The organism is Promicromonospora umidemergens, assembly GCF_024171995.1.
GTDB lineage: Bacteria > Actinomycetota > Actinomycetes > Actinomycetales > Cellulomonadaceae > Promicromonospora > Promicromonospora umidemergens.
Map to the genome: position 1 here is coordinate 173,518 of NZ_JAMTCT010000002.1, position 20,092 is coordinate 193,609.

At 72.2% G+C, this 20,092-nt stretch carries 20 protein-coding genes; 10 read left to right on the top strand and 10 right to left on the bottom strand.

Features of this window, described 5'->3' with window-relative positions:
* Positions 1-64: 64 nt before the first annotated feature.
* The 4 genes from thpD to ectA all read right to left on the bottom strand — a co-directional run bounded on the left by thpD (position 65) and on the right by ectA (position 3,430).
* Positions 65-994: an ectoine hydroxylase gene (thpD, locus tag APR04_RS04350; protein WP_253868174.1), complete on the bottom strand. Its 930-nt coding sequence runs from the start codon at positions 992-994 to the stop codon at positions 65-67.
* The gene (locus tag APR04_RS04355; protein WP_253868175.1) at positions 991-1,392 is read right to left on the bottom strand and encodes an ectoine synthase; all 402 of its coding nucleotides are present in this window, start codon (positions 1,390-1,392) and stop codon (positions 991-993) included. The genes thpD and APR04_RS04355 overlap by 4 nt, the downstream gene beginning before the upstream one ends.
* Before the next feature lie 117 nt (positions 1,393-1,509).
* Positions 1,510-2,793 (bottom strand): diaminobutyrate--2-oxoglutarate transaminase, encoded by a 1,284-nt coding sequence (gene ectB, locus APR04_RS04360; RefSeq protein WP_253868176.1) that lies wholly within the window; start codon positions 2,791-2,793, stop codon positions 1,510-1,512.
* Between the two features lie 118 nt (positions 2,794-2,911).
* Positions 2,912-3,430: a diaminobutyrate acetyltransferase gene (gene ectA / locus APR04_RS04365; RefSeq protein WP_253868177.1), complete on the bottom strand. Its 519-nt coding sequence runs from the start codon at positions 3,428-3,430 to the stop codon at positions 2,912-2,914.
* A gap of 220 nt (positions 3,431-3,650) precedes the next feature.
* Between ectA and APR04_RS04370 the strand changes: the two genes are divergently transcribed.
* The gene (locus tag APR04_RS04370; RefSeq protein WP_253868178.1) at positions 3,651-4,292 is read left to right on the top strand and encodes a GNAT family N-acetyltransferase; all 642 of its coding nucleotides are present in this window, start codon (positions 3,651-3,653) and stop codon (positions 4,290-4,292) included.
* Here APR04_RS04370 and APR04_RS04375 read toward each other — a convergent pair.
* On the bottom strand, positions 4,289-4,894 hold the full coding sequence (locus APR04_RS04375; protein WP_253868179.1) for a tyrosine-type recombinase/integrase: 606 nt from the start codon (positions 4,892-4,894) through the stop codon (positions 4,289-4,291). The two genes, APR04_RS04370 and APR04_RS04375, sit on opposite strands and share 4 nt — an antisense overlap.
* Positions 4,895-4,955: 61 nt before the next feature.
* Here APR04_RS04375 and APR04_RS04380 point away from each other — a divergent pair, with 61 nt between their 5' ends.
* From APR04_RS04380 to APR04_RS04405, 6 genes are all read left to right on the top strand, one after another.
* Positions 4,956-5,615, top strand: coding sequence for an IMPACT family protein (locus APR04_RS04380; protein ID WP_253868180.1), 660 nt, complete (start codon positions 4,956-4,958; stop codon positions 5,613-5,615).
* A gap of 129 nt (positions 5,616-5,744) precedes the next feature.
* Positions 5,745-7,181 (top strand): ABC transporter substrate-binding protein, encoded by a 1,437-nt coding sequence (locus APR04_RS04385; protein ID WP_253868181.1) that lies wholly within the window; start codon positions 5,745-5,747, stop codon positions 7,179-7,181.
* Complete coding sequence (locus APR04_RS04390; protein WP_253868182.1) at positions 7,178-8,101, top strand: carbohydrate ABC transporter permease; 924 nt, start codon at positions 7,178-7,180, stop codon at positions 8,099-8,101. The genes APR04_RS04385 and APR04_RS04390 overlap by 4 nt, the downstream gene beginning before the upstream one ends.
* A gap of 10 nt (positions 8,102-8,111) precedes the next feature.
* Complete coding sequence (locus tag APR04_RS04395; protein ID WP_253868183.1) at positions 8,112-8,960, top strand: carbohydrate ABC transporter permease; 849 nt, start codon at positions 8,112-8,114, stop codon at positions 8,958-8,960.
* On the top strand, positions 8,957-10,390 hold the full coding sequence (locus tag APR04_RS04400; protein ID WP_253868184.1) for a Gfo/Idh/MocA family protein: 1,434 nt from the start codon (positions 8,957-8,959) through the stop codon (positions 10,388-10,390). Before APR04_RS04395 ends, APR04_RS04400 begins: the two co-directional genes overlap by 4 nt.
* Positions 10,387-12,768, top strand: a complete 2,382-nt coding sequence (locus tag APR04_RS04405; RefSeq protein ID WP_253868185.1) for an alpha-N-acetylglucosaminidase TIM-barrel domain-containing protein — start codon at positions 10,387-10,389, stop codon at positions 12,766-12,768. Before APR04_RS04400 ends, APR04_RS04405 begins: the two co-directional genes overlap by 4 nt.
* Positions 12,769-12,845: 77 nt before the next feature.
* Here APR04_RS04405 and APR04_RS04410 read toward each other — a convergent pair whose 3' ends face one another.
* Genes APR04_RS04410 through APR04_RS04420 form a run of 3 tightly spaced genes read right to left on the bottom strand, consistent with a single transcriptional unit; the run spans position 12,846 to position 15,957 of the window.
* Positions 12,846-14,267: a UTP--glucose-1-phosphate uridylyltransferase gene (locus APR04_RS04410; RefSeq protein WP_253868186.1), complete on the bottom strand. Its 1,422-nt coding sequence runs from the start codon at positions 14,265-14,267 to the stop codon at positions 12,846-12,848.
* A 57-nt stretch (positions 14,268-14,324) separates the two neighbouring features.
* Entirely contained in the window at positions 14,325-14,945 is a 621-nt protein-coding gene (locus tag APR04_RS04415) for an L-threonylcarbamoyladenylate synthase (protein ID WP_253868187.1), read from the bottom strand.
* Positions 14,946-14,955: 10 nt separating this feature from the next.
* Positions 14,956-15,957, bottom strand: coding sequence for a threonine ammonia-lyase (locus APR04_RS04420; protein WP_253868188.1), 1,002 nt, complete (start codon positions 15,955-15,957; stop codon positions 14,956-14,958).
* 95 nt (positions 15,958-16,052) lie between these two features.
* On the opposite strand from APR04_RS04420, the gene APR04_RS04425 reads away from it, so the two are divergent.
* Entirely contained in the window at positions 16,053-16,973 is a 921-nt protein-coding gene (locus APR04_RS04425; RefSeq protein WP_253868189.1) for a LysR family transcriptional regulator, read from the top strand.
* Between the two features lie 48 nt (positions 16,974-17,021).
* Positions 17,022-17,480 (top strand): hypothetical protein, encoded by a 459-nt coding sequence (locus APR04_RS04430; protein WP_253868190.1) that lies wholly within the window; start codon positions 17,022-17,024, stop codon positions 17,478-17,480.
* A 3-nt stretch (positions 17,481-17,483) separates the two neighbouring features.
* On the opposite strand, the gene APR04_RS04435 is transcribed toward APR04_RS04430, so the two are convergent.
* Both APR04_RS04435 and APR04_RS04440 read right to left on the bottom strand, forming a co-directional pair.
* Positions 17,484-18,047, bottom strand: a complete 564-nt coding sequence (locus APR04_RS04435) for a DinB family protein (protein WP_253868191.1) — start codon at positions 18,045-18,047, stop codon at positions 17,484-17,486.
* On the bottom strand, positions 18,044-18,949 hold the full coding sequence (locus APR04_RS04440; protein WP_253868192.1) for a class I SAM-dependent methyltransferase: 906 nt from the start codon (positions 18,947-18,949) through the stop codon (positions 18,044-18,046). Before APR04_RS04440 ends, APR04_RS04435 begins: the two co-directional genes overlap by 4 nt.
* 131 nt (positions 18,950-19,080) lie before the next feature.
* Here APR04_RS04440 and APR04_RS04445 point away from each other — a divergent pair, with 131 nt between their 5' ends.
* Positions 19,081-20,091, top strand: a complete 1,011-nt coding sequence (locus tag APR04_RS04445) for a DUF1851 domain-containing protein (RefSeq protein WP_253868193.1) — start codon at positions 19,081-19,083, stop codon at positions 20,089-20,091.
* Position 20,092 lies beyond the last annotated feature (1 nt).

Sequence of the window (20,092 nt, forward strand, 5' to 3'; positions counted from 1 at the left end):
TGTCAGGCGCCCAGGCCACTCAAGTGACCTGGGCGCCTGACACGTTGCGGGGTGGCCCCCTGGATCAGCCGACCGGGGTGAAGTCCCGGGTCCCGAGGAACGTCGGCCGCGCCGAGTTCGCCGCGAACGGCTCGACCGCCGTGTTCTCCACGCTGTTGAACACGAGGAAGATGTTCGACCGCGGGTACGGCGAGATGTTGCCGTTCGACCCGTGCATGCAGTTGCAGTCGAACATGATCGCGCTCCCGGACTTGCCCGCGAGCACGTCGATGCCGTGCTCGTCGGCCATCCGCGTCAGGATGTCCTCGTCGGGGGTACCGGCGTTCTGCATCACGAGCGACGCCTTGTAGTTGTCGTTCGGCGTCTTGCCGGTGCAGGAGACGTACGTCTTGTGCGTCCCGGGCATGATCATCAGCGGACCGTTGAACGAGTAGTTGTCGGTCAGCGAGATCGAGATGCTGACCGTCCGCATCCGCGGAAGACCGTCCTCGGCGTGCCACGTCTCGAAGTCCGAGTGCCATGCGAAGTCACCGCCGCCGAACCCGGGTTTGAGATTGACGCGGCTCTGGTGGATGTACACGTCCGAGCCGAGGATCTGGCGGGCCCGGCCCACCACCCGCGGGTCGCTCGCGATCCGGGCGAAGACCTCGCTGGACCGGTGCACCTCGAAGATCGTGCGGACCTCCTGCGAGGCGCTCTCGATGATGGTGCGCTCGTCAGCGCGGATCACCGGATCGGTGGACATCCGCCGGAGCTCCGCCCGGAACTCCTCGACCTCCGCCGGCGTCACCAGGTCCTCGATCGCGAGGTATCCCTTCCGGTCGAAACCGTCCAGGTGTTCCTGCTCCAGCGGGCCGTCGGCCGCACTGCCCCAGACGACCTTGTCCTGGCGCGGGATCTCGGACGCCGGCCCCTCGACCCGCGTCGGGTACAGGTCGGCGGGCTGGTCAGTGGCGGGCTGGGTCTGGGTCTTGCTGATTGCATCCGTCGTCATACGGCGGCCTCCTCTTCCTTGATCAGCGGGTAGACGCCATCGGCGTCATGCACCTCCCGCCCGGTCACCGGTGGGTTGAAGGTGCAGATCAGGCGCAGATCGGTCGTGGGACGCATCGTGTGCTTCTCGTTGCCGTCCAGGAGATACATCGTGCCGTCCGAGATCTCATGGATCTCGCCCGTCTCCCGGTTCTCGAGCTGTCCGGTACCGCCGACGCAGTACACGGCCTCGAAGTGGTTGGCGTACCACATCTCGGTCTCGGTGCCCGCGTACATCGTGGTCTCGTGGAACGAGAAGCCGACGCCCTCCTTGGCGAGCACGAGCCTCCGGCTGCGCCAGTTCTGGGACTTGACGTCGCGGTCGGTGCCTTCGAGATCAGCCAGTCGGGTGACGATCATTTGGTGTTCCTTTCCTCGGGGGCGATCTCGCCCCTGCAGTCCGGGGTCCACGTCGCGGGACCCCGCGCCGCAGGGCCCCGCGACGCAGCGAGCTGCGTCACGGAGCCCTGCGGAGTCCTACTTGGCGACGGCGAGATCCGCGACGGGCGCGCCGAGCACCTCGGTCGCCGCAGCCGCGATGATGTCCACGCCGGAACGCAGCTCGTCCGACGAGATCGTCAGGGCGGGCATCGTCTTGAGGACCTCGTCCTCGGGTCCGGACGTCTCGACCAGCAGGCCGCGCTGGTACGACGCCGCGGCGATCTTGGACGCGGCCGTGGTGTCGGGGAACTTGATCCCGGTCAGGAAGCCACGGCCCTTGACGATGGCGCCCTCGTACCCGTTGGCGATCCGGCTCAGACCGTCGTGCAGCTCGGCGCCTCGCTCCCGGGCCTCCTCGACGAACACGTCGTCGGACCAGAAGTGGTTCAGCGCGGCGGTCGCGGTGACGAACGCCGGGTTGTTGCCGCGGAACGTGCCGTTGTGCTCGCCGGGCTCCCACTGGTCCAGCTCCGGGCGGATCAGGGTGAGCGCCATCGGGAGCCCGAAGCCGGAGATCGACTTCGAGAGGCACACGATGTCCGGCGTGATCCCGGCCTCCTCGAAGCTGAAGAAGTCGCCGGTGCGGCCGCAGCCGGCCTGCACGTCGTCGAGGATCAGCAGGATCTCGTGCGCGCGGCACAGCTCGGACAGCGCGCGCAGCCACTCGGGCCGTGCGGCGCTGAGGCCGCCCTCGCCCTGGACCGACTCCACGATGATCGCGGCGGGCTTGTCGACGCCGGAACCGCTGTCGCTGAGCACGCGCTCGAGCCACAGGAAGTCCTCGGTGGCGCCGGAGAAGTAGTCGTCGTACGGGATCTTCGAGCTGTTCGTGAGGGGCAGGCCGGCGCCGTTGCGCTTCATCGAGTTGCCGGTCACGGACAGGGCGCCCAGCGTCATCCCGTGGAACGCGTTGGTGAACGACAGGATGTGCTGACGGCCGGTCACCTTGCGCGCGAGCTTGAGCGCGCTCTCCACGGTGTTCGTCCCGGTCGGCCCGGGGAACATGACCTTGTAGTCCAAGTTGCGCGGCGCCAGGATCCGGTCCCGGAACGTCGTCAGGAACTCGCGCTTGGTCGCGGTGTGCATGTCGAGCGAGTGCACGATCCCGCCGCTCCGCAGGTACTCGATCAGCGCCTCGAGCAGCACCGGGTGGTTGTGCCCGTAGTTGAGCGCACCTGCCCCGGCGAAGAAGTCGAGATAACTTCGGCCGTCCTCAGCGTGCATGGCGCTGCCCGCGGCGGTCGTGAACGTCGCGGGCCAGTTCCGGCAGTAGCTGCGGACCTGGGACTCGAGCTCGTCGAAGATGCTGGTCGAGGACATGCCAGTAGGCATAGCGGTATTCGGGCGCATGGCTCCTTCCACGGTCCGGTCTCGGTGACCGGACTCGGCTGTGGTAGATCGGTTTTCTGCAGTTATGTGGGTTTTGACCTGAGCGCGGTCAGGAGAGCGGGCCGATGCGGAACACCAGCTCCGCGTCGTGGCCGTCCGGGAACGCTTCCGTGGGAAACACGGTCCGTACGTCGACGGGCGCACCCTGGGCCGACGCGAAGGACATGAACAGGGCGATGGACGCCGTGTTGTCCGAGGTGATGGTCGTCTCCACGTGAGTGCACCGGGGGTGCCGCTCGGCGAGATGCGCGAGCATCCGGGAGGCGAGCCGCTGTCCACGGTACGCGTGGTCCACGGCCACCTGCCAGACCATCAGCGTGGTCGGCTCGTCGGGCCGGATGTAGCCCGTGACGAACCCACCGGGTTCGCCGTCGACGCTCACGATCACCGAGGTCCGGGCGAAGTCTCGAGCCCAGAGGAGATACGCGTAGGACGAATTCAGGTCCAGCGTCTTGGAGTCGCGCGCAAGGCACCACATCGCTGCTCCGTCTGCGACGGTGGGCTCCCTCAGCGCCACCGTGGTTTCGGTCGGATGGATGTGCTTGAGTTCCTCTTCGAGGTTCTGCATGACAAATCGACCGTAACGAACTTGCGCGGAGATTGCACATTGCGATCCTGTGACGATCCCGTTACTGGCGTGTTCGCGCGGCAAATGCGCGGTAACGCCAGAGGGCCCGATCTGCCGCTGACCAGCACCAGCACGCGGCTCACGCGGGGTCAGCGCATGACCGAACGACAGTCATGTCACAGCACGGTCACATTCTGAGACGGCAGGCTAGTGTGCCGGGGTGACCGAGCCATTCATCCGCCCGTACCGCACCGCCGACCGCGCCGACGTCGCCGAGATCTGCGTCCGCACCGCCGCGGCCGGAGGAGATGCGCGGGGCGTCTACTCCTCCGACCTGCTCATGCCCGACGTCTACGCGCTGCCGTACGTGGACCACTCCCCCGACCTCGCCTGGGTCGTCGAGCACGAGGGCCGCGCCACCGGGTACATCATCGGTGTTGCCGACACCGCGGCCTTCGTCGACTGGTGGGCCCGCGAGTGGACGCCGGGCTTCGTCGCCCGCCACCCCGCGCCCGGTCCGGCGACCGGCCGGAACCCCGGCTACACCGAGGCCCAGCTCGTGCACGACGGCGCGGACCCGGAGCGCATGGTCCGCGGCCTGCGCCACGGCGAGCTGACGACGCACCCCGCCCACCTGCACATCGACCTGTTGCCGGTCCTGCAGCGCCGTGGCCTGGGCTCGCGCCTCATCGACACGCTCCGTGGCGCCCTCGCGGAGCGCGGCGTGCCGGGCGTGCACCTGGGCTACGCGGCCGAGAACACCGCCGCCCGGCTCTTCTACGACCGATACGGGTTCACGAGGCTGCCGTCCTCGACGCCGCAGGCGCCGCTGGTAGGCATCCGGACCGCGCTCAAGGGCTAGTCCTCGCGGGATGCCTCCGTCCACGCCCGCCGGACCTGCTCGAAGCGGGTGGGCAGCGGCGGGCGCAGCGCGCCGTAGCGCGCGTTCGTCCGGTGCACGAACCGGCGCCACGACAGCACCAGCCCTTGCCGGGTGATCGGCAGACCGGACGCGACGGTGGTGCCGTTGTCGTGGGTGTGGTGCACCGTGAGCAGCAACGCACGCGGCACCGAGCCCTCCAGCTCGGCAGCCAGCTCCTCGCGCACCACCATCCAGTGCTTCAGCAGGACCACGAGGTCCGCCGGCAGCAGGTGACGGCGCGGCGTGCGGTGCTTCCCGTGCCGTACCAGCACGGTGCCCTCCGCCGCCCGGGCACGCGCCGGCCCGAGGTCGATGTCCTCGACGCGCACCCGCAGCAGGTCGCCGTACCGCGTACCCGTCGCCCGCACCAGCCCCGTGATCACCGCCAGCCGGACCGTCTCCGGCTTGGCCCCTGGCCGCATCGCCTCGCCGGCCAGCTCGCGCCAGACCCACTCGGCCTCCTCGAGGCTCACGGGCGGCCGCGGGTAGCGGTCGAGCTCCCCGCTCCGGGCCTGTGGTGAGGGTGCGTGTTCACTGGTCATGGTGTGAATCTACGCTTGGCACACTATTAATGGAAGAGGAAGCGCCGCGTACTCTCGTGCGGTGGACCTCCCCCGTACCATCGCCCGGCCCGTCGACCACGAGGTGGTCATCAAGAAGTCCCGCTTCCTGGCCCACCTCGCCCCCGCCGGCAGCGTCGCGGAGGCCGACGCCGTGATCGCCCGCCTCCGCAAGGAGCTGTGGGACGCACGCCACCACTGCGTGGCGATGGTGCTCGGCACCCGGGCGGACCAGGCCCGCTCCTCCGACGACGGCGAGCCCAGCGGCACGGCGGGCGTCCCCATGCTGGAGGTGCTGCGTCATCGGGGCGTCACGGACGTGGTCGCCGTGGTCACCCGCTACTTCGGCGGCGTGAAGCTCGGGGCCGGGGGGCTCGTCCGTGCCTACTCGGGCACCGTGGCCGCCGCCCTCGACGTCGCGGCCGGCTCCGGGGCGATGCTCCGCCGCGAGCTGCTGTACGAGGTCGAGGTCCCCGTCCCCCATGGAGACGCCGGCCGCATCGACAACATGCTGCGCGACTGGGCCACCGGCCACGGCGCGGTCATGGAACCACCCGCCTACGACGCCGTCGCGCACCTGCGCCTGCTCGTCCCCCCGGAGCAGCTGGACGCCCTGGCCGCCGACGTCGCGGCCGCCTCGTCGGGGGCCCACTCCCCCACCTTCGGCGACTCCCGCGTGGTGGACGTGCCGATCCGTCCTTAGCGACACCGACCTCCACCAGGCAACCGGCGCGTCGGCCTTGACTGGCTCCCCGCACGGGTGAAGTGTCTGGGACACCTCAAGGGGCACGCCAGGGGGCGTCCCACAGGACACCAGCACCGAGGAGGGACCATGCATCGTCGCATCCGCTCGTCCGCCGTCGTCGTCGCACTGACCGCCGTAGCCACCCTCCTCGGGGGCTGCGGCGGCCCCGCTGAGCAGGAGGAGCAGGGGGGATCCATCACCTTCTGGACGCCGCAGTCCACACCGGAGCGGGTGGCCGCACAGGAAGCGGTTGCGGCGCGGTTCACCGAGGAGTCCGGGATCGAGGTCGACGTCGTCCCGCTCGCGGCAGCCGACCAGGACCAGGCCCTGGTCACGGGCGCCGCGTCCGGCGAGGTGCCTGACGTCATCCTGGCCGGCGCGTCGCAGATCACGTCCTGGCAGGCCCAGGGGCTGCTCGACACCGACGTCGTCCAGCTGGCCATGGATGCGCTCGACCCCACCACGTTCAACCAGAGCGCGCTGGACGCCGTCACCGTGCAGGCCGAGGAGGGCGCCACAGAGGAGGGCACAGAGGGGGGCACCGTAGCGGCGGTCCCCAGCGACGGCTGGGTGCACCTCATCGCCTACCGGACCGACCTGCTGGAGGAGGCAGGGGTCGAGGTGCCCACCACGGTCCCCGAGCTCGCCGAGGCAGCGACCACCGTCAAGGAGGAGCTGGACGTCACGGGCATCGCGCTCGGCACCCAGTCCGGCACCGCCTCGGGCACGGAGGGCATCGAGTCCGTCTTCCAGTCGGCGGGCTGCCAGCTGGTGTCCGACGGCGAGGTCACCATCGACGCGCCCGAGTGCACAGAGGCTGCCCAGCACTTCAAGGAGCTGCGCGACTCGTCGGTGGCCGGTGACTACGACGTCGAGTCCGCGCGCGCCGCGTACATGGCGGGCGACGCGGCCATGCTCCTCTTCTCGACGCACATCCTCGACGAGCTGGCGAACCTCGACGAGGCGGTGCCGCCGTCGTGCGAGCAGTGCGCCGACGACCCCGCCTTCCTCGCGGAGAACTCCGGGTTCATCACCGTGCTGAAGCCGTCGCACGGTTCGTCGTCCGGGTCAGCGCCGAGCCCCGCCCAGTTCGGCGCCACCCTCGCCTACGCGGTCCCCGCGCACGCGAACAGCGAGGAGGCACGCCAGTACATCGAGTACGTCATGAGCGAGGGCTACGCCGACACCCTCGCCGTCGCCACGGAGGGCCGCCTCCCGCTGCGCACCGGGACTCCCGAGAGCCCGACGGAGTACCTCGACGCGTGGGGCGGCCTGGGCTTCGGACCGAAGGTCGAGTCCTCGGTCGCCGAGGTGTACGGCGACGAGCTGGTCGACGCCATGGGCGACGGCATGGCCGCCGTCTCCCGCTGGGGCCAGGGCACGCCCGACGCCACCCTTGCCGGCCTGGTCGCCACCCAGGGCACGCTCGCCCAGCAGCTCGACCCGCTGTACCGGGGCACCGCTCCGGCAGAGGTGACCGAGCAGATGGCCGCCGAGGTGGCGGTGCTGCAGCAGGTCCAGTGACCACGACGGCGGCCCAGCGCGAGAACCGCTCGGGGTGGCTGCTCGTCTCACCGTCGCTCCTGGTGGTGGGTCTGGTGGTGCTGCTGCCGTTCGCCCTGGTGGTGGTGTTCGGGTTCTCCGAGATCCGCCTGGTCGACATCCCGTTCCTCGGGACGGAGCCGATCGAGTGGACCCTGGACAACTTCCGGCGGGCCGTCGCGTCGCAGGCGTTCTGGGGCGCCCTGTGGACCACTGTGCTGTACGCGGGCCTGACGGCGGCCGGGTCGCTGGCCGTCGGCCTCGTGCTGGCGCTGGCGCTGCGGCGGCCGTTCCGCGGGCGCGGCCTGGTGCGCGCCCTGCTGCTGGTGCCGTACGTCCTGCCGGTGGTGGCGGCGGCCACCATCTGGAAGACGGCGCTCAACCCGCAGTACGGCGTGGTCAACGCGTTCGGCCGCGCGTACCTGGGCTGGGACACCCCTGTCGGCTTCCTCAGCACGACGTCGGCCGACGTCTTGGGTATCCCCGTGCCGGTAGCGCTGCTCGTCGTGGTCGTGTTCGACGTCTGGAAGTCGGCGCCGCTCGCGTTCCTGTTCCTCACCGCCCGGCTCCAGTCGGTGCCCGGCGAGATCGAGGAGGCCGCTGCGCTCGACGGCGCGAACCGGCGTCAGGCGCTGCGGTTCATCCTGCTGCCGCAGCTGCGCGCAGTGGCCCTGCTGCTGCTCCTGCTGCGCTTCATCTGGTCGTTCCAGACCTTCGACGACGTCTACCTGCTCACCGAGGGCGCCGGGAGCACGCAGGTCATGGCCATCCAGGTGTACACGGAGCTCGTGACCAAGGCCGACATCGGCAGCGCCGCCGCGTTCGGCCTCCTCATGAGCCTGATCCTGTGCGTGCTCCTTGCGGGGTACGTGCTGCTTTCCCGACGGGCCGACGAATCATGAGAGGGCAGTCATGAGCGGCGTCCGCCCCACCCGTGCCGCGCGTGCCGGTCGCGCGGTGCTGGTCGCGATCGCGCTCGTGTGGTCGCTGGGCCCGGTCGCGTACGGCGTCGTGCTGTCCGTGCGGCCCTACGCGGAGGTCACCAGGGACCCCCTGGGGCTGCCGTCGCAGCTCGACCTGTCGGCGTTCGCCACGGCCATGCGGGACGAGTCCGACGGCGGCTTCGGGCTCGGTCGGTTCGTGCTCAACTCGCTCGGCGTCGCCCTGGGGACCGTGCTGCTGAGCATCCTGGTCTGCATCCTCGGCGCCTACGCCGCAGCCCGCCTGCGGTACCGCGGCCGGGCCCTCACGAACGGCATCATCCTGGCGGTCTACCTGTTCCCGGGGATCGTGCTGGCCGTGCCGAAGTTCGTCATCCTGTCCCGGCTCGGGCTGACGAGCACCCTGGTGGGCCTGCTGATCGTCTACGTGGCGGCCACGGTGCCCGTCGCCCTGTACATGATGCGGAACTTCTTCCTGGCGCTGCCGCAGAGCGTCGAGGAGGCGGCGATCATGGACGGCTGCACGCTCGGCCAGCTCCTGGTCCGGGTGGTGCTGCCGATCGCGGTCCCCGGCGTGGTCGCCACCGCCATCTACGTGTTCATGATCGCCTGGAACGAGTACTTCTACGCACTGCTGTTCCTGGTGCAGCACCGCGACCGCTGGACGGCGCCGCTCGGGATCGCGCAGCTCGGCGACTTCCAGGTGCCGGTAACGGTGCTCCTCGCCGGATCGATAGCGGTGACCGTGCCCGTGGTGATCGTCTTCTTCCTCGCGCAGCGGTACATCGTGTCGGGTCTGGTCCAGGGGGCGGAGAGATGATCGCGCCTCCCGTCCGCCCCCCGGTCCGGCTCGCCGTCCTCGGCGCGGGCGGCCGAGGCGCCGACGCCTACGGCCGCTGGGTCCGGGCGCACCCGGACCGTGCCCGGATCGTGGCGGTCGCCGAGCCGGACCACGCCCGCCTGGGCGCCCTGGCCGGCACGACGGCTGCCCGCTACCCCGACTGGCGTGACCTGGTCGCGGACCTCGGGCGACTGCGGCCCGACGCCGTGGTCGTCGCGCTCCCGGACGCGCTCCACGTCGCCGCCGCGGCGGCCGTGGCCGACGCCGGGCTACCGCTGCTGCTGGAGAAGCCGGCCGCCCCCACGCTGACCGGTCTCACCGAGCTGGCCGGCGTGGTGCGCAGGACGGACGCCCGGATCGCCGTCGGGCACGTGCTGCGGTTCGCGCCGTTCTGGCGGGCGGTGCGGGCCCTCGTCGAGGCGGGGACCCTCGGCGACCTCGCGACGATCGAGGTGCGCGAGAACATCGGGTTCTGGCACTTCGCGCACTCGTTCGTGCGGGGGAGCTGGCGCAGCGCCGCCGAGTCCAGCCCGATGGTGCTCGCCAAGACGTGCCACGACCTCGACCTGATCCGCTGGCTCGCCGGCGCGGCGCCCCGGACGGTCTCGAGCGAGGGGTCGCTGCTGCACTTCCGCCCGGAGAACGCGCCGGACGGCGCCCCCGCCCGCTGCACCGACGGCTGCCCCGCCGCCGCGGACTGCCCGTTCTACGCGCCGCGCTACTACCTGGACGCGCTGCGCGACGTCACGGACCACCCGGTGACGATGCTCGGCGCCGACCTGTCCCCCGCCGGACGCCTCGCCGCCCTGCGGCGCGGGCCGTACGGGCGCTGCGTCTACCACTGCGACAACGACGTGGCCGACCACCAGCAGACGCTCCTGCGCTTCGGTTCCGGGCTCACCGCCACGCTCACGGCCAGCGCGTTCACCGCTGAGAACACGCGGCACCTGGCGATCACGGGCACGCGCGGGCAGCTGCACGGCCACATGGAGTCGGGCGAGATCCGGGTCGACCTGTTCTCGCCGTCGGGCCGGCTGCCGGACGTCCTGCTCGGCCCGGACACCCCGCCCGACGTCGAGCTGGTCGCGTCCGGCACGGACGGACCGCTCGGGCACGCGACCCACACGCTCGTGGCCCGCCCGATCCGGGACACCCGGCCGGAAACCGGGCCGGATGCCGGACCCGCCGGCCGCTCCCGTCACGCCGGCGGCGACGACGGGCTCATGGACGCCTTCTGCCGTGCGGTGGTCGACGGCACCGTCGGTTCGGGCGAGCTGTCGTTCGCCACCGCGCTGGACAGCCACCTCATGGCGTTCGCCGCGGAGGAGTCCCGCGCGGGCGCCGGCGTGGTGGACTTCGGGCCCTGGACCGCCACGGCGCTCGATCCGGCGGGCCGGGGGTCGCAGTGAGCGGGCCGGGCGGGGGTCCGGCGCCCGGCCCGGCGTCCGAGCCGGCTCCCGCCCCGTGGGCCGACGCCGTCGGTGGCGTCGCCGGACGGGCCGGCCTGGACCGGCGGCTGGTCACGGTCGAGCGGCTGCCCACGGGGCGGCCGGGCGCCGCGCCGCACTGCACCGCCGACTACCGGGCCGAGGCGGGGTGGCTCACGGTCCGCGGGACCTCCGCTGTGGCGGCGTCTGTCGCGCTGGCCCGGTATGTCCGGAGGTACCTGGGCACGCGACTGACCTGGCAACGGCCCCACGTGAGCCGGAGCTCGCTGCCAGACGCACCCCGCACCACCCTCTCGTCGCCGCACGAGGTGCGGTACTACCTGAACGTCGTGACCTTCGGGTACTCGACACCCTTCTGGGGCTGGGACCGCTGGGAGCGCGAGATCGACTGGATGGCGCTGCACGGCGTCACGCATCCGCTGATGCTGGTGGCGCACGAGGCGGTACTGGCGGAGACGTTTCGCCGGGCCGGGCTGCCCGACGCCGAGACCGCCGGGTGGCTGGGCGGTGCCGCGCACCTCCCGTGGACGTTCATGGGCGGGATGCACTCGTTCGGCGGTCCGCTGCCGGCGCGCTGGGCCGAGCGCCGCGTGGACCTGGCCCGGCGTGTCCTCGGCCGCATGCGCGAGCTCGGCATGACGCCGGTGCTCCCGGCGTTCGGCGGGCACGTCCCTCCGGCCCTCGTGCTCGCGGCGCCCGACGGCGAGCACCCGACCGGCGAGCACCCGGCCGGCGAGCACCCGCCCGGCGAGATCGAGTGGCAGGGCTGGCGCACTCCGGTCCTGCACCCGGGGTCACGGCGTTTCCAGGAGCTGTTCGCGACGTTCGCACAGGTCCAGCACGAGCTCCTCGGCCAAGGGTCCGGGTACTTCGCCGTCGACCCGTACATCGAGTCGGTGCCGCCGTCGGGCGACATCGAGTACCTGCGGGCCGCGGGACGTGGGACGTACCGAGCCCTCGCCAGCGCCGATCCCGACGCGGTCTGGGTGCTCCAGGGCTGGCCCTTCCACTACCAGGGCGCGTTCTGGACGCCGGACCGCGTGGCTGCGTACCTGCGCGACGTGCCCGCCGACAGGACGCTCGTCCTGGACCTCTGGGGCGAGCACGCGCCGCTGCACACCGCGCTCCTCGCCGACGGCGCCCCGCTCGCCGGGCGGCCCTGGGTCTGGTGCGCGCTGCACAACTTCGGGGGCAGGCCCGCACTCTTCGGCGACCTGCGCGGCCTCGTCCGGGACGTCCGCGCCCTGCACGACGGCGTCCCGCACCTCCGCGGCGTCGGACTGGCCCCGGAGGCGATCGAGAACAACGAGGTCTTCTACGAGCTCGCGACCGATCTCGCCTGGGACGACGCGCCACGCTCCCCCGCGGACCTCGACGCCTGGCTCGACCGTTTCGTGCTGGACCGGTACGGGCTGTCGCGGAGTGGGCCGTCCGGGCAAGGGGACGCGGACGCGCAGGGCGACGCCGACAGGCGGGGCGAGGACGGCGGAGGGCCGGACGGCGTGCCGTCGGGGCTCGCCGGTGGGCACATATCAGACCCGGCTGGGCTGGCGCTACGCGCTTGGCACACTATTACTTCCACGGTCTACGGCGCCGGCCGCACCCGCTCCATCCCGACGCCGGTCATCGCCCGCCCCTGGGCAGCCGCTCTCCCGTTCCCCGCCCAGCGCGCTGCGGGCGAGGCGGTCGACGACGCGCCGCCCACGCCGTCGTCCGACGTGGATGCCGAGAACGACCCGGCCGCCGACGCCGCGCTCCCCCGCCTCGCCGAGGCGGTGCGGGACCTCACCGAAACCCTCGACACGATGCCGGGCACCGCGCCTGGACACGCCCGGGACGTCCTGGCCGCCGACGTCGCCGAGCTCGCCGGCCACGTCCTCGCGCAGGGCACCCGGGTGCACGTGCGCGGCATCCTGGCGGCGGCGCGCTCCGGCGACCCGGACAGCGTCCGCGCCCACATGGGCCGCCTGCGCACCGACCTGCTGGCGCTCGACGACCTGGCGGGCGCCCGGCCCGAGACCCGGGTCGCCACCTGGGTCGACGCCGCCCGCGCCTGGGGCGACACCGATCTGGAGCGGGATGCGATGGAACGCGAGGCGCGGAGCCTGGTCAGCGTCTGGGGTGAGCAGCACAACGGCCTGCACGACTACTCCGGCAGGCACTGGCAGGGCCTCGTCAGGGACCTCTACCTGCCGCGCTGGCACGCCTGGGCGGACTGGCTGGCCGACGCCGCGGCGTCGGGTCCGGTGCCGCCCGACGCGAACCCGAGCGCGCTGCGCGAGCGGATCGTCAGCATCGAGGAGGCGTGGCGAGGCGGGGTCCGGCCCGGGACCGAGTAGTCGGCAAGAGGTCAGGTGGTCGGCACCTCGGAATGCCGACCACCTGACGTTCTACCGACCACGCACTCGCCCAGGGCTCAGAACCCGTCCGGGCCCACCGTCGCGCCGTCGGGCACCGTGCCGCCGTCGCCCGCGAGGGACGCCTTGCCCTCGACCCGCACGCCCGGACCGAACGTCCAGTCGCCCTGGACGGTCAGCGAGTCCGCGTCGCGCAGCGACGGCGCGCCAGCGGCGAACCGCTCGGTGAAGGGCTCGATCAGCTTGTAGTACCTCTTGTCGAGGTCCACGAGCGGCGCGAGGGCCTGCGCCTCGAGCCGGTAGTCGGACGTCAGGTCGTAGACGTCGGAGCGCAGCACGAGCAGGTCGTTGGTCGTCTTGACCGGCAGGAACCGGGACCGCTCCACCTCGATCGCCGTCGCGCCCTCGAAGACGGCGACCGCCGCACCCATCGCGGACTCGATCTGCACCACCTCGGGCGACGTCGCGTCGGCCGGGTCGACCGTCTTGTCGTTGCGGATCAGCGGGAGCTCCAGCACGCCCGACGTCCGCTCGAGCTCGGCAGCCAGCGCCTCGAGGTCGAACCAGAGGTTGTTCGTGTGGAAGAACGGGTGACGGGTGGCGTCGAGGGAGATGGCGACGTCGTCGGGGTGGGTCTGCGCGGTCTCGCGCTGGACGATGCGGCCGTCGCTCTTGCGGACCACGAGCTGGCCGCCCTTGACGTCGGCCGGCGTCTTGCGGCAGAGCTCGGCGGCGTACGGGGCGCCGGAGGCCGCGAACCAGCCGGCGATCGTGGCGTCCGGCGTCGCGCCGAGGTTGTCGGAGTTGGAGACGCACATGTACCGGAAGCCCGCGTCGAGCAGGGCGACGACGACGCCGGAGGCGTGCAGCGCCGGGTACAGGTCACCGTGGCCCGGCGGGCACCACTCGAGATCCGGGTCCTGCTCCCAGGTGACCGGCGTGAGGTCCGCGCTGAGGAGCTTGGGCTCGCGGTTCTGCAGGAAGTCGACGGGCAGCCCGTCGACGGCGAGGTCCGGGTAGCGCTCCAGCGCCGCGAGGGAGTCGTCGCGGGTGCGGAACGAGTTCATGAACAGCAGCGGGAGGCGCGCGCCGGTGGCCTGCCGGGCGGCACGGACCTGTCCGACGATGATGTCGAGGAACGTGAGCATCTCGGGCTCGGCGCCGGGTTCGCCGCTGGTAGGTGCGGACCGCACCGGCAGCAGCGACTTCGCCTGGTCCATGCCCATGGACGTGCCGAGCCCGCCGTTGAGCTTGAGCATCGCGGTCCTGCCGAGGGCGGCGGCCGCCTCGTCGTCGCCGATCGCCAGCTCCGCGCGGTTCGGGATGTCGACCAGCGGGTCGATGTCACCCTCGCGGATCAGGCCGGTCTCACCCGCCTGGAGCAGGTGATAGAACCGCGTGAACGTCTCGATGGCGGCGGGTGCCACGCCGGCTTCGGTCATCTTGGTGCGGGCCTGCTCGAGCCCGGTGGGGTCCGTCATGGGCACAGGCTATGCGAAGCCGGGGCCGCTCGAAGCGCGCGGTCGCGCGACGTGCGGCTACTCGAAGCGGGAGGTGTCGCCCGCGCCCTCGCGGACCACCTGCGGGTAGCCGTCGGACCAGTCGACGACCGTGGTCGGCTCGGTCCCCGCGTCCCCGCCGTCGACGACGGCGTCGAGCAGGTGGTCGAGCTCCTCCTTGATGGTCCAGCCGTCGGTCAGCGGCTCGGTCTGGTCCGGCAGGATCAGGGTGGAGGACAGCAGCGGCTCCCCGAGCTCGCGCAGCAGCGCCTGCGTGACGGCGGAGTCCGGGATGCGCACCCCCACCGTCTTCTTCTTGGGGTGCGCGAGCCTGCGGGGCACCTCGGCGGTGGCCGGGAGGATGAACGTGTAGGGCCCCGGCGTGGCCGCCTTGATGGCCCGGAACGCCGAGTTGTCGAGCTTCACGAGCTGCCCGAGCTGTGCGAAGTCCGAGCACACCAGCGTGAAGTGGTGCTTGTCGTCGAGCTTGCGGATGGTGCGGATGCGGTCCGCGCCGTCGTGGTACTCCATGCGGCAGCCCAGCGCGTAGGAGGAGTCGGTCGGGTAGGCGACCAGGGCGTCGTCGTGCAGCATGGCGACGACCTGCGCGATGCTGCGCGGCTGGGGGTCGACGGGGTGGACGTCGAAGTAGCGGGCCATGCGGCCGAGCCTAGTCGGGTAGTCGGACGAGGGCCCGCCGCAGCTCGTCCGCACTGGCGTTCCCGCCCGTGCAGACGACGCCGACCCTACGGCCGGCGAACCGCTCGGGGTCGGCCAGGACCGCCGCGAGCGCCGCGGCGCCCGCACCCTCGGCGACGGTGTGCGCGCCGGTGAGGTACAGGTGCTGCGCCGCGGTGATCTGGTCGTCGCTGACGAGCACGAAGTCGGCGAGGTGCTCGCGCATCAGCGCCTGCGTGACCTCGAACCCGCAGCCGACGGCGAGGCCCTCCGCGCGGGTGGCGTTCGCGCGTTCGACGAGCGTCCCGGTGTGCCAGGAGTCGTGCGCGGCGGGCGAGGCCGCGGACTGGACGCCGATCACCTCGGTGTGCGGGGCGACGGCGGCGGCGACGAGGCTCGCGGCGGCCGCGCCGGACCCGCCGCCGACGGGCACGACCAGCACGTCGAGGCCGGGCGCCTGCTGGAACAGCTCGAGGTAGAGGGTGCCGACGCCTGCGATGATGGCGGGCTCGTTCGCCGCCCCCACGAGGCGGGCCCCCGAGTCCTGGGCGAGCGCCGTGGCCTGGGCGCGGGCGTCGTCGAAGGTGGCGCCGTGCAGCAGCACGTCGGCGCCCTGGTCCAGCACGGCCCGCAGCTTCACCGGGTTGGGGTCGTCGGGCATGACGATGGTGCACGCGGTGCCGGTCAGGCGGGCGGCGTAGGCGACGCCCTGGGCGTGGTTGCCCGTGGAGTAGGCGACGACGCCGCGGGCGCGCTCGGCGTCGGACAGGGAGAGCAGGAGGTTGCTGGCGCCGCGGGCCTTGAAGGCGCCGGTGCGCTGCTGGTTCTCGTGCTTGACGACGATCGCGGCGTCGGTGGCGCGGTCGAGCTCCGCGTACTCCCCGACCGGGGTGCGGACCACCGTGCCGTCCAGGCGGGCCTGGGCGGCGAGCACGTCGGCGATGGTCGGGTGGGTCGCTGACGAGAGGAGGGCTGGGAGCGTCGCGAGCGTCATGAGACCAGCGTGACCCGCACATGACCCATAGGTCCAATACCTGTTACGGAGACTTTCTATCAATAGCGCCTATCTTTCTGCGTTAGCCTGGAGACATGACCGCAGAGCTCGACCTCACCCGGCTGCGTGTCCTCGCGGCGGTGGCCCGTACCGGCTCCGTCACGGCGGCAGCGAAGGAGCTGCACTACGCGCAGCCCTCGGTGAGCCACCACCTGTCCCGCCTGGAGGCCGACGCAGGCCTCCCCCTGCTCCAGCGTCACGGCCGCGGCGTCCGCCTCACGGAGGCCGGGCGGCTGCTCGCGAACCGCGCCGAGGAGATCCTCGGCCGTGTCGAGGGTGCCCGCCGCGAGCTCGACGCGCTCGCCGGCCTGCGCGCTGGCCGCGCCCGCCTCGCCTCGTTCCCCTCCGCCCTGGCCACCGTGGTGCCCGACGCCGTCGCCCGGCTCCAGCGGGAGCATCCCGGGCTCTCCGTCGGTCTGGTCGAGCACGAGCCGCCCGACGCCATCGCCGCGCTGCAGTCGGGTGCGGTCGACGTCGCGCTGGTGTTCGAGCACATCGACGTCCGCCACGCCCGCTCGATGGAGGACCTGTCGCGCTACGAGACGACGACGATCCTCGACGACCCGGTCCACCTCGTGACCGCTGCCGACCTCGACGCGGCCCCCGTCCCTGGGTACGTCCCGGACCTGAGGCTGCTCGACGACGCGGAGTGGATCGCCGGCTGCGAACGATGTCGGGCCGACATGGTGGCCCGCTGTGCGGCCGTGGGGTTCGCCCCGCGTATCGCCTTCGAGACCGACGACTACGTGGCGGTGCAGGCCCTGGTCGCCGCCGGTGCGGGCGTGAGCCTGCTGCCCGGGCTCACCCTGCGCGCCCACCGGCACCCCGGGATCGCGACGGCTCCCCTGCCGGGCGCGGTCCGCCGGGTCAAGGCGCTGACCGTCGGCCCGCCCGCACCGCCCGCCGAGGCACTGATTCGGCAGCTCGTCGCCGCGGGCGCTAACGTCCCGCTGTGACCGACGCCGCCCCTTCGAGCCCCGCTCGCTGAGAACAGAACCTGCCCGATGCTCCTGCTGTCCACCTTCTTCTACTCCGCGGGCGCCGCCGTCGTGGCCTTCCTGGCGCTCGAGGCGTACCTGGCGGTCGCCGCGGTCGACGACACCTACCCCAGCGTGGTCCTGGCCGCAGTGGCCGCGGCGGGCCAGGTCGCCGGCAAGCTGCTCTGGTACTGGGCCGGCGCAGGGACCACCCGGCTGCCGTGGCTGCGCGGCAAGCTGGAGTCCCCCAAGGTCGCCGCCGCGATGACGCGCTGGCGCGACCGCACCGACGGCCGCCCGGTCTACACGGGGCTCGTGCTGCTCGCCTCCGCGTTCGCAGGGCTCCCGCCGTTCATGCTCATGTCGGTGGTCGCGGGCGTGCTGCGGGTGCGGATGTGGCTGTTCCTCGGCACCGGCCTGGTGGGCCGGTTCTTCCGGTTCTGGATCGTGCTCGAGGCCGCCGACTACGCGTGGTTCCTGCTCTGAGGCTCAGAGGTCGGTGGCGCCGTCAAGGGCCTCGCGGAGCAGGTCGGCGTGGCCCGCGTGCCTGCTGTACTCCTCCACCATGTGCACGAGGATCCAGCGCAGGGAGATCTGCCCACCGCGCCCTTCTCGCGCGGCGATCCGGTCCAGGGCGTCCGTCCCGGGCGCCGGCGTCTCGGCGAGCACCGCACCAAGGATCCGCTCGGAGGTCTCGACCGCGCCGTCGAACAGGCTGGTGAGCTGCTCGGGCGTGTCGGTAAGGGCGCTGTGCCAGTCCCAGTCGCCGTCCGCCGACCAGTCGACCGTGTCCCAGGGCGGGGCGGGCTCGTTGCCGGCCAGCCGCACGTTGAACCACACGTCCTCGACGTACGCGAGGTGCTTGAGCATCCCGGCCAGCGTCATCGTGGCCGGCGGGTGCGGTGTGCGCAGCTGGTCCGGCGTCAGGCCGTCGCACTGCAGCCGGATCGTCGCGCGGTAGAAGTCGATGAACGACCGCAGCATCGTGATCTCGTCGGCGACCAGCGGCGGGTCGGTCCTGGGCACGGGGGCGGTGTCGGGCTGTGAGCTCATGGCGAGACAGTACCGATCGCCAGGATGTGCTGGCTCATGTCCGGCACCCCGGGGACTGTCGACAGCGACCGGGCGAGCGTGAGGGCCGCATCGATCAGCCCTGGCGCCTCCGGGTCGTCCAGCGCGACCCGCTCCAGCGCCCCGCCGGCGGGTCCCTCGATACCGTGCACGACGACGTCGGACAGCCCCGCGTCGGTCGCCTCGGCGGCGAGCTCCGCGGCGTCGTGGAAGTGGGCTGCCGGGAACGCGATGCCGTCCGGGGCCACGCCATGCTCCAGCACCGCCTGCCAGGCCGGCGGGCCGAACAGCTCGTAGCCGCCGCCGACCAGGGCCGCGAGCCGGGTGATCGCCGCAGCGACCACGGTGCCGCCCGGGCGGGTCACGCGGACTGCCTCGCGAAGAGCCAGCAGCCGGTCCTCGCGGGTCGCGAGGTGGTAGAGCGGGCCCAGCAGGAGCACGGCGTCGAACGTGCCGTCGGCCAGCTCGAGGCCCGCCCCCGCCAGGTCCCGGGCGTCGCCGACACGGGCATCGAAGGTGCCGTGCTCGGTGGCACGAGCGACCTGTCCGGCGACCGGGTCGACCAGCAGGACGTCGTAGCCGTCGGCCGCCAGCGGCGCTGCGTGCACCCCGGTGGCGCCGCCGACGTCGAGCACCCGAGCACCCGGGGCGAGCCGCTGCCGGACCAGCTCCTGGGTCCTGATGTGTTCCACCGGGCCCTGCGCCGTGCGGGTGGTGAGCCGGGCGTGCTCGTCCCAGCCGGTTCGCCCGGCGTAGTACTCCTGGACCCGCAGGTCGACCGTGCGCTGGTCGGTCGTGCGGTGGCCGGTCGTGCGGTGGTCCGCTGCCGGTCCCCCTGACTGCTGCCCGGTCCTGTCGTCGTCGTCCTGCCCCCTGTGCGCCATGGCGAGACCGTAGCGGCGGCGCCAGACCAGCCGCCACGTGTTTCCGGCAGGAAAACACTTGGGGATTTCACCCGAGCCGAATCGTTACGTGTCCAGTACGCCTCTTTTGCTCGGAGTGTGAGCATGGCAACATGCGCAGGGTGCACCTGATCCGAGAGTTCGCACCTGACGCCTATGAGTTCGCGCTGTCGTCCTGGTCGTGGATCGGGACCGGTGACAAGACCCCGCGCTTCGCGTCCTGCTTCGGCGACATGTTCCTCGAGTCCCCCGACGGCTGGTGGTTCCTCGACACGGTCGAGGGCACGCTCGAGCGCCGCTGGAGCTCCATGGATGCCATGTTCGCGGATCTCGAGGGCGAGGACGGGCGCGCCGAGTTCCTGCTCGAGGAGACCCTGAACGCCGCGCTCGGCCAGGGCCTGCTGCTCGGCGAGGACGAGGTCTTCGCGTTCCTGCCGCCCCCGGCTGTCACTGGCACCATGTCCGTGGACTCCCTCGCGCCGCTGCGCTTCGCCATCGCCGCGAACCTCGCCGGGCGCATCCACGGCGAGCTGAACGGCGTGCAGCCCGACGCCGGTGCGTCCGCGCTGTTCGCCGCCCAGCAGGCGGCGGCGCAGCAGGCCGCGGCACTGAAGTACGCGGAGCAGACCGCCGCCGCTCAGGGCGCCGCCCCCACGTTCGACGCGCCGAACCCCCAGACCGACCGGTGGGAACCGTCCGCCCAGCAGGTCAACACCGGTGCCTATCCGGCCTACCGGCCCACCCCGGTACCGGGCTACGTGGACGCGCGGCACGAGAGCGCCGGGCACGGACGGGCAGGATACGAGCGGGCCGGATACGAGCGGGCGGCACACCAGGCCAGTCACGAGGTTCAGTACGCCGCGGGGTCGGAGCTGGACTACGGGTCCGGCCAGCCAGATGCCTACGGCTCAGGTGGCTACGCGGCCACGCCGGGCGGGCACGGCGGACATTCCGGGTACTCCGGGTACGACTACGTGGACAACTCGCACACCGCCGACTCGGGCCAGTTCAGCCAGTACATCGCCGACCAGTACAACACCGGCCAGGTAGCTGCCGTCGAGTACGGCGCGCCCGCCCCGGCACAGCCGAAGCCCCACCAGGACGGACGCTGGTCCTACGCCTGAG

Bases quoted from the DNA above. Each gene is read 5' to 3' on its own strand.
- thpD (WP_253868174.1), bottom strand. From the start codon at position 994: ATGACGACGGATGCAATCAGCAAGACCCAGACCCAGCCCGCCACTGAC.
- APR04_RS04355 (WP_253868175.1), bottom strand. From the start codon at position 1,392: ATGATCGTCACCCGACTGGCTGATCTCGAAGGCACCGACCGCGACGTC.
- ectB (WP_253868176.1), bottom strand. From the start codon at position 2,793: ATGTCCTCGACCAGCATCTTCGACGAGCTCGAGTCCCAGGTCCGCAGC.
- ectA (WP_253868177.1), bottom strand. From the start codon at position 3,430: ATGCAGAACCTCGAAGAGGAACTCAAGCACATCCATCCGACCGAAACC.
- APR04_RS04375 (WP_253868179.1), bottom strand. From the start codon at position 4,894: ATGACCAGTGAACACGCACCCTCACCACAGGCCCGGAGCGGGGAGCTC.
- APR04_RS04385 (WP_253868181.1), top strand. From the start codon at position 5,745: ATGCATCGTCGCATCCGCTCGTCCGCCGTCGTCGTCGCACTGACCGCC.
- APR04_RS04395 (WP_253868183.1), top strand. From the start codon at position 8,112: ATGAGCGGCGTCCGCCCCACCCGTGCCGCGCGTGCCGGTCGCGCGGTG.
- APR04_RS04400 (WP_253868184.1), top strand. From the start codon at position 8,957: ATGATCGCGCCTCCCGTCCGCCCCCCGGTCCGGCTCGCCGTCCTCGGC.
- APR04_RS04410 (WP_253868186.1), bottom strand. From the start codon at position 14,267: ATGACGGACCCCACCGGGCTCGAGCAGGCCCGCACCAAGATGACCGAA.
- APR04_RS04415 (WP_253868187.1), bottom strand. From the start codon at position 14,945: ATGGCCCGCTACTTCGACGTCCACCCCGTCGACCCCCAGCCGCGCAGC.
- APR04_RS04420 (WP_253868188.1), bottom strand. From the start codon at position 15,957: ATGACGCTCGCGACGCTCCCAGCCCTCCTCTCGTCAGCGACCCACCCG.
- APR04_RS04425 (WP_253868189.1), top strand. From the start codon at position 16,053: ATGACCGCAGAGCTCGACCTCACCCGGCTGCGTGTCCTCGCGGCGGTG.
- APR04_RS04430 (WP_253868190.1), top strand. From the start codon at position 17,022: ATGCTCCTGCTGTCCACCTTCTTCTACTCCGCGGGCGCCGCCGTCGTG.
- APR04_RS04435 (WP_253868191.1), bottom strand. From the start codon at position 18,047: ATGAGCTCACAGCCCGACACCGCCCCCGTGCCCAGGACCGACCCGCCG.
- APR04_RS04440 (WP_253868192.1), bottom strand. From the start codon at position 18,949: ATGGCGCACAGGGGGCAGGACGACGACGACAGGACCGGGCAGCAGTCA.
- APR04_RS04445 (WP_253868193.1), top strand. From the start codon at position 19,081: ATGCGCAGGGTGCACCTGATCCGAGAGTTCGCACCTGACGCCTATGAG.